Annotated in this window: 14 protein-coding genes; 10 read left to right on the top strand and 4 right to left on the bottom strand. The window is 67.4% G+C overall.

What is annotated here, in order from left to right; all coding sequences use genetic code 11:
* Positions 1-11 precede the first annotated feature (11 nt).
* The 9 genes from CJ177_RS13305 to CJ177_RS13345 all read left to right on the top strand — a co-directional run bounded on the left by CJ177_RS13305 (position 12) and on the right by CJ177_RS13345 (position 8,476).
* The gene (locus tag CJ177_RS13305; RefSeq protein ID WP_005250771.1) at positions 12-803 is read left to right on the top strand and encodes an enoyl-CoA hydratase-related protein; all 792 of its coding nucleotides are present in this window, start codon (positions 12-14) and stop codon (positions 801-803) included.
* Between the two features lie 86 nt (positions 804-889).
* Complete coding sequence (paaA, locus tag CJ177_RS13310) at positions 890-1,843, top strand: 1,2-phenylacetyl-CoA epoxidase subunit PaaA (protein WP_005250773.1); 954 nt, start codon at positions 890-892, stop codon at positions 1,841-1,843.
* On the top strand, positions 1,840-2,145 hold the full coding sequence (gene paaB, locus CJ177_RS13315; RefSeq protein WP_005250775.1) for a 1,2-phenylacetyl-CoA epoxidase subunit PaaB: 306 nt from the start codon (positions 1,840-1,842) through the stop codon (positions 2,143-2,145). The genes paaA and paaB overlap by 4 nt, the downstream gene beginning before the upstream one ends.
* 8 nt (positions 2,146-2,153) lie before the next feature.
* On the top strand, positions 2,154-3,071 hold the full coding sequence (paaC, locus tag CJ177_RS13320; RefSeq protein WP_061697930.1) for a 1,2-phenylacetyl-CoA epoxidase subunit PaaC: 918 nt from the start codon (positions 2,154-2,156) through the stop codon (positions 3,069-3,071).
* Position 3,072: 1 nt separating this feature from the next.
* Positions 3,073-3,582 (top strand): 1,2-phenylacetyl-CoA epoxidase subunit PaaD, encoded by a 510-nt coding sequence (gene paaD / locus CJ177_RS13325; protein WP_061697888.1) that lies wholly within the window; start codon positions 3,073-3,075, stop codon positions 3,580-3,582.
* Between the two features lie 2 nt (positions 3,583-3,584).
* Complete coding sequence (paaE, locus tag CJ177_RS13330) at positions 3,585-4,682, top strand: 1,2-phenylacetyl-CoA epoxidase subunit PaaE (RefSeq protein ID WP_061046099.1); 1,098 nt, start codon at positions 3,585-3,587, stop codon at positions 4,680-4,682.
* A gap of 32 nt (positions 4,683-4,714) precedes the next feature.
* Positions 4,715-6,013: a phenylacetate--CoA ligase PaaK gene (gene paaK / locus CJ177_RS13335; RefSeq protein WP_061697889.1), complete on the top strand. Its 1,299-nt coding sequence runs from the start codon at positions 4,715-4,717 to the stop codon at positions 6,011-6,013.
* A gap of 11 nt (positions 6,014-6,024) precedes the next feature.
* On the top strand, positions 6,025-6,984 hold the full coding sequence (locus CJ177_RS13340; RefSeq protein ID WP_061697890.1) for a helix-turn-helix domain-containing protein: 960 nt from the start codon (positions 6,025-6,027) through the stop codon (positions 6,982-6,984).
* A gap of 70 nt (positions 6,985-7,054) precedes the next feature.
* Entirely contained in the window at positions 7,055-8,476 is a 1,422-nt protein-coding gene (locus CJ177_RS13345; RefSeq protein ID WP_082833294.1) for an amidase, read from the top strand.
* Between the two features lie 16 nt (positions 8,477-8,492).
* On the opposite strand, the gene CJ177_RS13350 is transcribed toward CJ177_RS13345, so the two are convergent.
* Genes CJ177_RS13350 through hpaC form a run of 4 tightly spaced genes read right to left on the bottom strand, consistent with a single transcriptional unit; the run spans position 8,493 to position 12,212 of the window.
* Positions 8,493-9,770, bottom strand: coding sequence for an amidase (locus tag CJ177_RS13350; protein ID WP_061697891.1), 1,278 nt, complete (start codon positions 9,768-9,770; stop codon positions 8,493-8,495).
* Complete coding sequence (locus CJ177_RS13355; protein WP_061697892.1) at positions 9,767-11,317, bottom strand: cation acetate symporter; 1,551 nt, start codon at positions 11,315-11,317, stop codon at positions 9,767-9,769. Before CJ177_RS13355 ends, CJ177_RS13350 begins: the two co-directional genes overlap by 4 nt.
* A 5-nt stretch (positions 11,318-11,322) precedes the next feature.
* Positions 11,323-11,616, bottom strand: a complete 294-nt coding sequence (locus CJ177_RS13360; protein ID WP_061697893.1) for a DUF485 domain-containing protein — start codon at positions 11,614-11,616, stop codon at positions 11,323-11,325.
* Between the two features lie 2 nt (positions 11,617-11,618).
* Positions 11,619-12,212 carry a 4-hydroxyphenylacetate 3-monooxygenase, reductase component gene (gene hpaC / locus CJ177_RS13365; protein ID WP_025433337.1) on the bottom strand — a complete coding sequence of 198 codons (594 nt, stop codon included), beginning with the start codon at positions 12,210-12,212 and terminating at the stop codon, positions 11,619-11,621.
* A 223-nt stretch (positions 12,213-12,435) separates the two neighbouring features.
* Here hpaC and CJ177_RS13370 point away from each other — a divergent pair, with 223 nt between their 5' ends.
* On the top strand, positions 12,436-13,056 hold the full coding sequence (locus CJ177_RS13370) for a response regulator transcription factor (protein WP_005250795.1): 621 nt from the start codon (positions 12,436-12,438) through the stop codon (positions 13,054-13,056).
* The last annotated feature ends 14 nt before the right edge of the window (positions 13,057-13,070 follow it).

Consider the following 13,070-nt stretch of genomic DNA (forward strand, 5'->3'; position numbering starts at 1 on the left):
GGCACATTCTCATGAGCACTGACGACGTGGTCGGACTTTCCGTGGACGCGGGACTGGCCACCATCACCCTGCGCCGCGCGGGCGCGTCCAACGCCCTGGACCGCGCGGTGAAGGAACAGTTGCTGGCGGCGGTGGAGAAGGTCGCCGCCGACGACGGCGTGCGTGCCCTGCTGCTGCAGGCGGAGGGCAAGAACTTCTGCGTCGGCCAGGACCTGGCCGAGCACGTGGCCGGCCTCGAGGCGGACGCCGCGCACGCGATGGACACCGTCGCCGAGCACTACAACCCGCTGCTCCGGGCGCTGGCCGGGGTCCGCGTCCCGGTCGTCGTCGCGGTCGGTGGGGCCTGCGTCGGGGCGGGGCTGGGCATCGCCCTGGCCGCCGACATCCGGATCGCGGGGGAGGGCGCGAAGTTCGCTACGGCCTTCACGGGGATCGCGCTGGCCGGCGATTCCGGGCTGAGCCACACCCTGGTGCAGGCGCTGGGACCGAGCCGGGCGACCGGGCTGATGATGCTCGGCGACCGGTTCACGGCGGCGCAGGCGCTGGACTGGGGGCTGGTGCACCGGGTGGTTCCCGACGCCGAACTCGGGGACGCGGCCACTGCGCTGGCGCGGAAGCTGGCTGACGGTCCCACGGCCGCGTACGCGCAGGTCAAGTCGCTGGTCTCGGCGGCGTCGAGCGGGCTGTCGGAGGCGCTCGAGCGGGAGCGCGAGGCCGCGGAGCAGCTCGGCCGGTCGAAGGATCACCGCAGCGCGGTCGACGCGTTCCTCGCGAAGCGCACGCCCGCCTTCGAAGGCCACTGACGTAATTCGGCTCCTGCCCTTGTGTGGGCGGGAGCTGACATGCATACTTGATACCAACCGATCATTCGGTAATAGAGGTAGGACATATGACCACGTCACACGCTTCCGATGAGCTGCAAGAGCTCTTCGATGACACCATCGCAGCCGACCAGAGGGTCGAGCCGCGGGACTGGATGCCCGACGGCTACCGCAAGACGCTGATCCGGCAGATCGCGCAGCACGCGCATTCGGAGATCATCGGCATGCAGCCGGAGGGCAACTGGCTCACCCGCGCGCCGTCGCTGCGTCGCAAGGCGATCCTCATGGCGAAGGTCCAGGACGAGGCCGGACACGGCCTGTACCTGTACTCGGCGGCCGAGACGCTCGGAGCCGACCGCGCCGACCTCACCGAGAAGCTGATCGAGGGCAAGCAGAAGTACTCCTCGATTTTCAACTATCCGACGCTGACCTACGCCGATGTCGGCGTGATCGGCTGGCTCGTCGACGGCGCCGCGATCTGCAACCAGGTCCCGTTGTGCCGCAGCTCCTTCGGGCCGTACGCGCGGGCGATGATCCGGGTGTGCAAGGAGGAGTCCTTCCACCAGCGTCAGGGTTTCGAACTGCTGATGACGATGATGCGCGGCACCGACGCCCAGCGCGAGATGGTGCAGGAGTCGGTGAACCGCTGGTGGTGGCCGGCGCTGATGATGTTCGGACCGCCGGACGATCAGTCGCCCAACTCCGAGCAGTCCATGAAGTGGCGCATCAAGCGGCACACCAACGACGAACTTCGTCAGCGGTTCGTCGACATGTCCATCCCGCAGGCCGAGGTGCTCGGCGTGACGTTCCCGGATCCGGACCTGAAGTGGAACGCCGAGCGCGGCGCTCACGACTTCGGCGAGCCCGACTGGAGCGAGTTCATGCAGGTGATCAAGGGCAACGGCGCGTCGAGCGTCGAGCGCGTCGCCAACCGGCGGGCAGCACACGAGAACGGGGCGTGGGTGCGGGAGGCCGCGACGGCCTTCGCCCGCCGCGAGAGCAGCAAGGAGAACGCACGATGAGCACGGACGACAACGCGGTGCGCGCGGACTGGCCCCTGTACGAGGTGTTCCTGCGCGGCAAGCGCGGACTCAACCACGTTCACGTCGGATCCCTGCACGCCGCCGACGACGAGATGGCCGTCCGGCACGCCCGGGACGTCTACACCCGCCGCAACGAGGGCGTGAGCATCTGGGTGGTGCGGTCCAATTCGATCGTGGCGTCCAGCCCGTCGGAGAAGGATCCCTACTTCGCGCCCAGCGGCGACAAGGTGTACCGGCACCCCACGTTCTACGAGATCCCCGACAACGTTCCCCACATGTGAGGCTGACGATGACCGACCACGACAATGCTTACGAAGGCCTCGTCGACGAAGACAGCCACGGCCAGTGGGCGTTCGGCACCAGCTTCGACGACCCCCTCGCGGGTGTCGACACCACGGTTCCCGAAGATGTCGACCTCTCCGCGCTGGCCGGCTACTGCCTGATGCTCGGTGACGATGCACTGATCAGCTCACAGCGTCTCGCCGAGTGGAGCACGCGCGCACCGGAACTCGAGGAGGAGGTCGCGCTCGCGAACGTCGGACTCGACCTGCTCGGTCAGGCGCGACTGCTGCTCGCCCGTGCGGCCGCGGCGGACGCGTCGGTGGTGCCGTACATCTCGGACACGAGCCCGGTTCCCGCGGAGGACGCGCTCGCGTTCTTCCGGGACGAGAATCGGTTCCGCAACACCCGGCTGGCCGAACTCGACAACGGCGACTTCGCTCAGTCGATCACGCGACTGCTGGTGTTCTCGACGTGGCGTCTCGCGCTGTTCGATCGTCTCCGCACGTCCCGGGACCCGGTCCTCGCGGCGGTCGCGGTGAAGGGCGTCAAGGAACTCACCTACCACCGCGACTACGCGGCCCGCTGGGTTGTGACGCTCGGCTGCGGCACGGAGGAGTCGAAGACCAGGATGGCAGCGGCGCTTACCCACGTGTGGCCGTTCGTCGAGGAACTGTTCGTCCCGACCACCGAGGAGCTTGCGCTCGCGGCGGTGGGGGTGGGCGTCGACCCGCGGGACGTGCGTGAGGAATTCGATTCGGTGCTCGAGCAGGTGCTGCACGCCGCCGAGCTCACCGCCCCGACCGGCCGGACCGTCGGCACCGTCGGCGGCCGGGCCGGACGGCAGGGATTGCACACCGAGGCGCTCGGACTGCTGCTCGCCGAGATGCAGAGCGTGGCCCGGGCGCATCCCGAAGGAGTGTGGTGACATGACCACCGCCGTGCGCAGCGACGCCCGTCGCCTCGCCGAATCCGTGCTCGACCCCGAGATGCCGATGCTCACGCTCGCCGATCTCGGTGTGCTGCGCGACGTCGAGGAACACGCCGACGGGTCGGTGGTCGTGACCATCACCCCCACCTATTCCGGTTGCCCCGCGATGGCCACCATGCGGGACGACATCGAGCACACCCTGCAGGACGCCGGGTTCGGCAGCGTCGAGGTCAGGACAGTCCTGTCGCCGCCGTGGAGCACGGACTGGATCAGCGAGAACGGCAGGCGCAAGCTCCGCGAGAACGGCTACTCGACACCCGGTCCCGCGCCGCGACGCGCATCGGGTCCGGTGCCGTTGACGCTCACCGTCAAGCCGCGACCCGTGGCGTGCCCCAAGTGCAACTCGGCGAACACCCGGCTCGACTCGGAATTCGGGGCGACGCTGTGCAAGGCGCTCTACCGGTGCCTCGACTGCCTCGAACCCTTCGATCACGTGAAGGAAATCTGACCATGACCACAGCGGTCTCCCCGAAACCCGGTGCGGCGTTGCGCAACAGGGCGTTCCACACCCTCACCGTCGCCGACGTCGAATCCCTGTGCGACGACGCGGTCGCGGTCACGTTCGACGTTCCTGCCGAGCTCGCCGACGAGTTCGCGTTCGGCCCCGGACAGTCGCTCACGCTGCGGCGGACGATCGACGGTGTCGAACACCGCCGCTCCTACTCCATCTGCGCCCCTGCCGGTTCCGCGCCGCGGGTCGGTGTGCGCGAGGTGTCCGACGGTCTGTTCTCGACGTGGCTCGTGCGCGACGTCCGCCCCGGCGACCGGATCGAGGTGCAGGGCCCGAGCGGAACGTTCGTCGCCGACCCCGCGGCCGGTGGTCGCCACGTGCTGATCGCCGCCGGGTCGGGCATCACGCCGATGCTGTCGATCGCCGCATCGATGCTCGCGAATCCCGAGGCCGAAGTCGTTCTCCTGTACGGTAACCGGCGGACCCGCTCGGTGATGTTCGCCGAGGAAATCGCCGACCTCAAGGACACGTACGGGTCGCGCTTCGACATCGTCCATGTCCTGTCCCGCGAGCCCCGCGAGGTCGAGCTGTTCACCGGCCGTCTCGACGCCGACCGGCTCCGGGCCATCTTCGACGCCGTGGTCCCCGTGGCCGATATCGATCACTTCTGGCTGTGCGGACCGTACGGGATGGTCACCGACGCCGAGACGGTTCTCGGCGACTTGCAGATCGACAAGAGCCGCGTGCATCACGAGTTGTTCTTCGTCGACGACGTGCCCCCGCCCATGGAAACCCACCGCGAGCCCGGCGTCACCGGGCCGAGCAGTGAAGTGACCCTGGTTCTCGACGGTCGCTCGACCACCGCGACGTTGCCGCGGGACGAATCGATCCTCGACGCCGCCGAGAAGTACCGCTCGGACCTTCCGTTCGCCTGCAAGGGCGGCGTCTGCGGAACGTGCCGCGCCAAGATCACCTGCGGTGACGTGGACATGCGCCGCAACTACGCGCTCGAGGACTACGAGGTCGACTCCGGCTTCGTGCTGACGTGCCAGACCTTCCCGGTCAGCGACAACGTGACCGTCGATTTCGACGCCTGACCATACCCAGCCCGCCCACCCCGGAGACTAGAATGACCAGTATCGCCACCCCCTCGCAGGACATCGAGTTCGCCACGCGCGACCGGATCTCATCGCTGCAACTCGAACGCCTGCAGTGGTCACTTCTCCACGCGTACACCAACGTTCCGCACTACCGGAAGGCGTTCGACGACGCCGGTGTGCACCCGAGCGACCTGAAGGACCTGTCCGACCTGGCGAAGTTCCCGTTCACGGCGAAGGCGGACCTGCGGGCGAACTATCCGTTCGGGATGTTCGCGGTGCCGCAGGAGAAGGTCTCGCGCATCCACGCTTCCTCCGGGACCACCGGGCGCCCGACGGTCGTCGGGTACACCACGGGCGACCTGAACAACTGGGCCGATCTGGTCGCGCGGAGCCTGCGGGCGGGTGGGGTGAAGCCGTCGGACAAGGTGCACGTCGCGTACGGGTACGGCCTGTTCACCGGTGGCCTCGGTGCGCACTACGGTGCGGAGCGGCTGGGCTGCACGGTGATCCCGATGTCCGGTGGCATGACGGACCGCCAGATCCAGCTGATCGAGGACTTCGAGCCGGACGCGATCATGGTGACCCCGTCGTACATGCTCACGATCGTCGACGCGATGATCAAGAAGGGCATCGATCCGTCGAAGACGTCGCTGCGGACCGGTGTGTTCGGTGCGGAGCCGTGGACCGAGGAGATGCGCACCGAACTCGAGAAGCAGCTGAACATGGACGCCGTCGACATCTACGGACTGTCCGAGGTGATGGGCCCGGGTGTGGCGATGGAATGCGTCGAGACCAAGGACGGCCTGCACATCTGGGAAGACCACTTCTACCCGGAGATCATCGACCCGGTCACCGGGGAGGTGCTGCCCGACGGTGAGGAGGGCGAACTCGTCTTCACGTCGCTGACCAAGGAGGCCATGCCGATCATCCGGTACCGCACCCGCGACCTCACGCGGCTGCTGCCGGGCACGGCGCGGTCGGTGCGGCGGATGCAGAAGGTCACCGGACGCACCGACGACATGATCATCCTGCGCGGGGTGAATCTGTTCCCCACCCAGATCGAGGAACTGATCCTCGCGGTGCCAGCGCTGGCCCCGCAGTTCCAGTGCATCCTCGACCGCCCGGGCCGCATGGACGAGCTGACCGTGCGGGTGGAATCGCGTCCGGATGCCGTGATCGACGACCACGCGCGGGCCGCGGGTGAACTGCAAAAGCTGGTGAAGAATAGAATCGGCGTGAGCGTGAAGGTCGACGTCGTCGCTCCCGGCGACCTCGAACGCTCACTCGGTAAGGCACGTCGACTGATCGACAACCGCTCAGCTCTGTGAGGTGATCGAAGGTGCGTCTCGGTGGTGGGCCCGCGCGTGACGACGGGCAGTTCGAGCACTGGCGTCAGGCCGTTTCCACGGCGTTCGTCCCGCTCGCCGTGATGTCCACGGCGGAGGACGGGCCGGGGCGCTTCACCGGGACCCTGCGCACCACCGCGCTCGGCGGGTTGCAGCTCAGCGAGGTCGGGGGACACGCGGTCGACGTCCGCCGGACCCGCACGTCGATCAAGCGGTCCGACCCCGGCCTGGTGAAGGTGGGCCTGCAACTGTCGGGCAGCGGCGTCATCGTCCAGGACGATCGCGAGGCCGTGCTCGGGCCCGGCGACTTCGCCGTCTACGACACCAGCAAGCCGTACGACCTGCACTTCGCGGGCGACTTCAGCATGTTCGTGTTGATGTTTCCCCGCGAACTACTGCGCATCGCCTCGCGGGAACTGGGCACCGTCTCCGCGCGCCGCATCCGCGGCAGCACCGGCATGGGCGCGCTCGTCTCGCCGTTCCTGACGAACCTCCACCACTCCGTCGTCACCGGCACCATGCCGACGACCCCCCTCGTCGAGGACGCGGTGCTCGACCTGCTCAGTGCCGCGGTGCAATCGGAGGCGCCCGCCGACGCCACCGCTCCCGGCGCGTCGTTGCTACTCCGGGTGAGGTCGTTCATCGACGCGCACCTGCACGACCCCACACTCGACACCGCTACGGTGGCGTCCCACCACCACGTGTCGACGCGGCACCTGCAGAAGATGTTCGAGGCGGACGGACACACGGTGGCCGGGTGGATCCGCCACCGCAGGCTCGAGAAGTGCCGCCGCGATCTCAAGGACGTCCGATTCCGCGGCGACAGCATCGGAACCATCTGTGCCCGATACGGTCTCGTCAACTCGTCGCACTTCTCGCGGCTGTTCAAGGAGACGTACGGGGTCTCGCCGCGAGCCTTCCGCGAACAGGAACTGCTGTCGATCACCGCGTGACGGCGGCAGAAATTCGGTCGCGCCGCACGGCCCTCCGGGTCACACTGAATCGGTCGTCGCGACCTGAGGAGTGGGACTGCTGGAACTGCACGAGTACACCGGGCTCGACGCCGTCGGTCTGAGTGAGCTGATCCGCGCTGGTGAGGTGACGGCAACGGAGGTCGAAGCCGTTGCGCGCGTCGCGATCGCGCAGGCCGATGCCGACCTCGGCGCACTGACAATGCCGATGTTCGATCCGGCCCTCGACCACCGGTCCGACGGGCCACTGGCGGGGGTGCCGTTCGTCATCAAGGACAGCGGCCCGTTCGCGAAGGGGGTGCCGTTCACACTCGGTAGCCGCAGCATCCGCGGCGCCGTCGCCGGTGTGGATCACGAACTGATGTCCCGGTTCCGGTCCGCCGGACTGGTGGCCCTGGGGCAGACGACAGCGCCGGAGTTCGGGCTGAACTTCGCGACGGAGCCGGTGCGGTACGGACCGACGCGCAATCCGTGGGGGCTGGGTCGCGGCACCGGCGGGTCGAGTGGTGGATCCGCTGCGCTCGTCGCCGCCGGGGCGGTTCCGTTGGCGCACGGCAACGACGGCGCCGGTTCGCTACGGGTGCCGGCCTCGTGCTGCGGGCTCGTCGGCCTGAAACCGAGCCGCGGCCGAATCCCCTGCGGCCCACTGGTCGGCGAGGCGGGGTTCGGGCACATCTACGAGTTCGCCCTCACCCGGACCATCCGCGACACGGCCCAACTGCTGGACGCCGTCGCCGCCCCGCCGGTCGGTGAAAAGTACACCGCCCCGGCGCAGTCCGGTCGCTACGCCGACACGATGCGCGCCGATCCCGGCCGTCTGCGGGTGGCCCTGACGACCGAGCCGTGGGGCGGGAGTTCGGTCGAGACGCAGGTGTCGGCGGCCACGGTCGCCGCCGGGAAGATCCTCGAATGGATCGGCCACACCGTGACCGAGACGCGTCCGCAATTCGACGCGGAGGACGTCGTCGAGGCGTCGACACTCACCGCGATCGCCACGGGCGCGGCGATCCTGCGCGCTCCACGCAGGCCCGATCCCGCTCTGCTCGAGGCGGTCTCGCGGACCGTGCTGCAGGAGACCCAGGCGTTCACGGCGCTCGACGTCGCGGCAGCACTCGACGCGCAACACCGGGTGACCCGGTCCATCGGACTGTTCTTCACCCGATTCGATCTGCTGGTGACCCCGACCGTCGCCTGGCTGCCGGTGCCGCACGGCACCCTCGACTACGACGACCCCGGGCACAGTGTGCGCTCGTGGTTACGCCGCATCTTCGAGTTCGGACCGTTCACGGCACCGTTCAACGTGTCCGGGAATCCCGCTATCAGCTTGCCGCTCGCGTTGAGCCGGGAGGGCCTCCCCATCGGCGTCCAACTCGTCGCGGCCACCGGCAGAGAGGATCTGCTGCTGCAGGTGGCCGCGCAGTTGGAACAGGCTGCGCCGTGGAAGGATCGCCAACCGTCGATCTTCGTCGCCTGACGACCTTCTGTCATTGTCAGAGTGCGGATTCCAGCCATGCGGCTGTCTCGAACAGGCGTTGCTCCGCGCCGGGACGTCCGATCAACTGCAATCCGAGGGGAAGCCCTGCGGTGTCGCGCTTCCCGGGGATCGTGACCACCGGCAGACCCATGGCCTGCCACGGCCGACTGAGCACGGGCGTGCCCGTCGCGTCGTGACCGTGTGGAGCGGCGCCGAGAGCCGCGGGCCCGAGGATGGCTTCGTCCTCGTCCAACGCCGAGAGCAGCAGCTGCCGGGTCTCGCGGATTCCGGCGAGGGCGGCACGGTAGTCGACCTCTGCGGTCGCTGCCCCCGCGGCGAACAGTTCGGCGAGGGGTGCGCTGATCTTGTCGGTCTGCGCGGCCTCTGCGGCGCGTTCCCTGGCCGCCTCGTACGCCATCACTGTGTGGTGATGTTCCGTCAGTGCCACGATCGTTGCGGCGGCGTCCAACTCACGACATCGGATCCCCGCCGACTCGGCGGAATCAGCGGTCGTCCTGAGCGTCTTCGTCATCTCTCGGGACACCTCGCCGAGCTCGAACCCACTCCACAGGCGAAGCCGGCGCGGAGCGGAAGGTTCGAGGACGGGCGCCGGCGTGCCGTCGCGCAGTGCGGTCCACGCGAAGTGGAGATCGGACACGGTTCGTGCCAGCAGCCCCACCGTGTCGAGACTGGGACTCAGCCCGGTGATGCCCGCGGTCGGAAGTTCGCCGTGGGCGGTCACGAAACCTGCGACTCCGCAGAACGACGCGGGCCTCGTCAGCGACCCCGCGGTCTGCGTGCCGAACGCCAGCGGCACCATGCCCGCGGCCACCGCTGCCGCCGAGCCGCTCGACGACCCGCCGGGGGTGTGACCCAGGGTGCGGGGATTGCGGGTCGGGCCGGGCTTGAAATACCCGAACTCGGTGGTGACGGTCTTGCCGAACGGGAGCGCGCCGAGGGCGCGCGCTCGCGCCACACAGTCGGCGTCCGCCGTCGCCGGATCCGTGCTCCGCAGCTCACTGCCGCAGCGCGTCGGCATACCGGCGACATCGATGAGATCCTTGACGCCGACGGGTACGCCCCAGAGCGCGCCGTCCGGGCCGCTGTCCTGGATCCGGGCGGCCGCGGACCGCACCGCGTCGGCGTCGAGGTCGGCCCAGGCGTGGATATCCGGCTCGAGGTCCGCGATCCGTGCGAGTGCCGCCTCAGCCACGTCGATCGGCGTCGTCCCGCCCGTCGCCAGCTGCTCCGCCAGGTCCCGGAGTGGGCTCGGTGACCGTAGTTCCGTCTTCATCGCATCGCCACCATCGTGTCGTCGTTCGTCGTCTCGGTCTGCCCGGTGAGTGCTCGGGTGCGCATCACCGAGAAGAGGCGATCGGCTCGTGCTTTCGCCTCCCCGGACGGCGCCGACACCAGCGCGACGATGACGGACACCGCCAGCGAGAGGGGTGCCACGGCAAGTGCCGGGTTCGAGAATCCGAGGATGGAGTCCGGTCCCTGCACGACCGGGCTGAGCAGGATGACGGTGACCGACAGGACGAGCCCGACAACGATGCCGGAGATGACGGCGCGCGCCGTCATGCGCTTCCAGTACATGGTCAGAAGCAGTGCCGGCAGGTTCGCACATGCTGCGATGGACATGCCCAGTGACGCGAGGAACGCGACGTTCTGCTTCTGCGCCGCGAATGCGATGGCGACACCGATGACGCAGGTGGCCACCGTCGCGACCCGGGCCGCGCGGTGCTGAGCCTTCGCCGACACCGATCCGTTCCTGATCACCTGCCCGTACAGGTCGTGTGCGATCGCACCGGAGGTCGCGATCACCAGGCCGGACAGTGCGGCCAGAATGGTCACGAACGCCACGGCCGCGACGAACGCCAGCAGGACTCCGCCGCCGACTGTCTCGGCGAGCTGCGCGACCGCGAGGTTGCCGCCCCGATTCTCGGACTTGATCACCTCGACACCGACCAGCTTGGCGGCGCCGTAACCGAGCACGGGAACCAGCAGGTAGAAGGCGAAGAAGATCCAGATCGCCGTGTAGGCGGACGTTCTCGCCTGCTTCGCGTCCGGAACGGTGAGGAATCGGATCATCACGTGCGGCAGGCCGAGCACGCCGAGGACGAGCCCGACGGTCTGCGACAACTGGTCGAACGAGGCGGCACCGGACGTGCGCTGCGGCGCGACGAACGATTGCCCGAACTCGGCGAGCGCGGTGCTGAACGGGCCGAAGGGATTGAAGTCGAAGCGCACCAGCACGAGAACGAACAGCACCACGGCGCAGACCATGAGAAGACCGGTCTTGATGATCTGGATCCAGCTGGTGGCGAGCATTCCACCCACCAACGTGTACGCGGTGGTGAGTGTTCCGATGATCAACACGGCCACGGCGTAGTCGAGGTCGAACAGCAACGACACCAGAAGCGCGGCACCGACCAGCTGCGACACGAGATAGACCACGCTGATCACCACCGTGCTGATCGCCATCATCGACCGCACGTCCTTGCCGGGGAACCGGGTGGCGAGGACATCCGCCAGCGTGAAGCGGCCGAGGTTGCGCAGGGGTTCCGCGATCAGCAGCATCGCGAGGACGAACGCGACGGGCACGAAGACCGCGAGGTAGAACCCGTTGAAACCGGTCAGCGCGATCGCACCGGTGACTCCGAGAAACGAGGCGGCGGAGATGAAGTCGCCGGCGATGGCGACACCGTTCTGCCTGCCGGTGAGGCTGCCGCCCGCGACGTAGTGATCGGCGGCCGACTTGTTCCTCTTGGAAGCCCATGCGGTGATCATCAGGGTGACAGCGACGAGGGCCGCGAAAAGCGATGCGGAGACGAGGTTCATGGCTGTTATCCTTTCGCCGGCGAGGTGGTCCGGGAGTCGAGTTCGGCTGCCCGCGCCATGTAGTACCGGGCCACGACGATGGCGACGACGAATTGCGCGACCGCGTAGAGCCACGCCACGGTGACACCGCTGAAGACGACGCCGTCCAGCAGCGAGGTGAAACCACCCAGGATCGGCAGGGGCAGGAACAGTGCGAGGACCAGGGCGCTGAGACGAAACGTCAAGGCGGCACGCGTGTCTGCGAGCACCTGCAGGTCGGAATTCTGTGGGACTTGTTCGGGCGGTGACGAGGTGACCATGGCTATTTACCTCCGGCTGCGGCGGGAACGAGGGCGGGCGTCACGGTGATCGGATCGGACCATTCGTCGTAGAACAGCCAGTCGGGGGACTCGACCGGAACCGACAAACGGTGGAATTTGCGTTGGAAGTAGACGAGGCTGTCGCCGTGTTCGCGGGTCTGCACGCGGTCCAGTTCGACGAACATCACCGAATGCGAACCCACGGTCTTGCTGTCCGCGATCCGGCCGGCGAGCACCACGTGTGCGGCGCGCAGGATCGGAACACCGTCGTCGGTGTCTTCTTCCCAGATGTCCCACTGGAACCGGTCCGCCATCGCGACTTGGGTTGCGCCCGCGAAATGCATGGCCAGCTCTTCGTCGTCGCCGGAGAGCACGTTGATGCCGACTCGGCCGTTGTTCTGGAATACGTTGTGCATGGCGCTGTTCTGATTCACGCACACGAGTGCGGTGGGCGGGGAGTCGGTCACCGAGCAGACGGCGGTCACCGTCATTCCGCAGCGCCCGGCAGGGCCGTCGGTCGTCACGATGTTGACCGCGGCCGGCAGATTCGCCATGGCGGTGCGGAAGCTCGATTGCATGGTTGTGAGTTCGGGCATTTCGCCTCCATGAGTTGGAACAGGAAGTCGTGTCACCACGTTGCGCCGGCGTTCCTGCAAGAAGGATATGACGCGCGTCGTGCGCTGGAACATTGGCGGCGACGCTACTTTCTCGCAGTAAGTCGCGTATCCGAGTAGGGGATTCCTTCAGTTGCCTACCGCTTCCGTTACGGTCGGTGTTGACTGGACGAGAAAGCAAGCCATCTGTGCGAGGCAGGATTCGATGGATCAGCAAGAAACACGGGTTTACATCGTCGACGACGATCAGGAGTTGTGCGCATCGCTTGCGTGGCTACTCGATTCGGTCAACATCACGTCGGAGTACTACTTCTCCGTTCAGTCGTTCCTGGACGAGTACCGCCGCGACATCCCGGCCTGCCTCGTTCTGGACGTCCGCATGCCGGAAGTCGGGGGATTCCAACTCCAGGAGGCACTCCTCGCCGACGAATCCCCGATCCCGATCATCTTCGTGTCGGCGCACGGTGACATCAAGATGTCGGTGCGGGCCCTCCAGCGGGGCGCGCTGACATTCATCGAGAAGCCCTACGATCCGCAGCACATGCTCGACGTCATTCAGGACGCGCTCCGGGTTGCGCGTCAACGGTTCGGCGAGCGTCGCACGAGAACAGAATTGCAGGGACGAATAGACGCGCTGACGGTGCGAGAAAAGGAAATCCTCGCACTCGTCCTCGACGGATTGCCGAGCAAGAACATTGCGAAAGAGCTGGGAATCAGTGTGAAGACGGTCGACGTGCATCGCACCCGTATCAAGGAAAAGACCGGAGCAGAAAGCATCGCGGTTCTCGTACGCGATATTCTGCAGGCCGGAATTGCCGTGACCTGAAATGATTCAGCACT

The sequence above is a fragment of the Rhodococcus sp. ACPA1 genome (assembly GCF_002300195.1).
Classification (GTDB): Bacteria; Actinomycetota; Actinomycetes; order Mycobacteriales; family Mycobacteriaceae; genus Rhodococcus_F; species Rhodococcus_F opacus.

Excerpts from the sequence above, each read along its gene's own strand:
- CJ177_RS13305 (WP_005250771.1), top strand. The coding sequence starts at position 12 with ATGAGCACTGACGACGTGGTCGGACTTTCCGTGGACGCGGGACTGGCC.
- paaA (WP_005250773.1), top strand. The coding sequence starts at position 890 with ATGACCACGTCACACGCTTCCGATGAGCTGCAAGAGCTCTTCGATGAC.
- paaB (WP_005250775.1), top strand. The coding sequence starts at position 1,840 with ATGAGCACGGACGACAACGCGGTGCGCGCGGACTGGCCCCTGTACGAG.
- paaC (WP_061697930.1), top strand. The coding sequence starts at position 2,154 with ATGACCGACCACGACAATGCTTACGAAGGCCTCGTCGACGAAGACAGC.
- paaD (WP_061697888.1), top strand. The coding sequence starts at position 3,073 with ATGACCACCGCCGTGCGCAGCGACGCCCGTCGCCTCGCCGAATCCGTG.
- paaE (WP_061046099.1), top strand. The coding sequence starts at position 3,585 with ATGACCACAGCGGTCTCCCCGAAACCCGGTGCGGCGTTGCGCAACAGG.
- paaK (WP_061697889.1), top strand. The coding sequence starts at position 4,715 with ATGACCAGTATCGCCACCCCCTCGCAGGACATCGAGTTCGCCACGCGC.
- CJ177_RS13350 (WP_061697891.1), bottom strand. The coding sequence starts at position 9,770 with ATGAAGACGGAACTACGGTCACCGAGCCCACTCCGGGACCTGGCGGAG.
- CJ177_RS13355 (WP_061697892.1), bottom strand. The coding sequence starts at position 11,317 with ATGAACCTCGTCTCCGCATCGCTTTTCGCGGCCCTCGTCGCTGTCACC.
- CJ177_RS13360 (WP_061697893.1), bottom strand. The coding sequence starts at position 11,616 with ATGGTCACCTCGTCACCGCCCGAACAAGTCCCACAGAATTCCGACCTG.
- hpaC (WP_025433337.1), bottom strand. The coding sequence starts at position 12,212 with ATGCCCGAACTCACAACCATGCAATCGAGCTTCCGCACCGCCATGGCG.
- CJ177_RS13370 (WP_005250795.1), top strand. The coding sequence starts at position 12,436 with ATGGATCAGCAAGAAACACGGGTTTACATCGTCGACGACGATCAGGAG.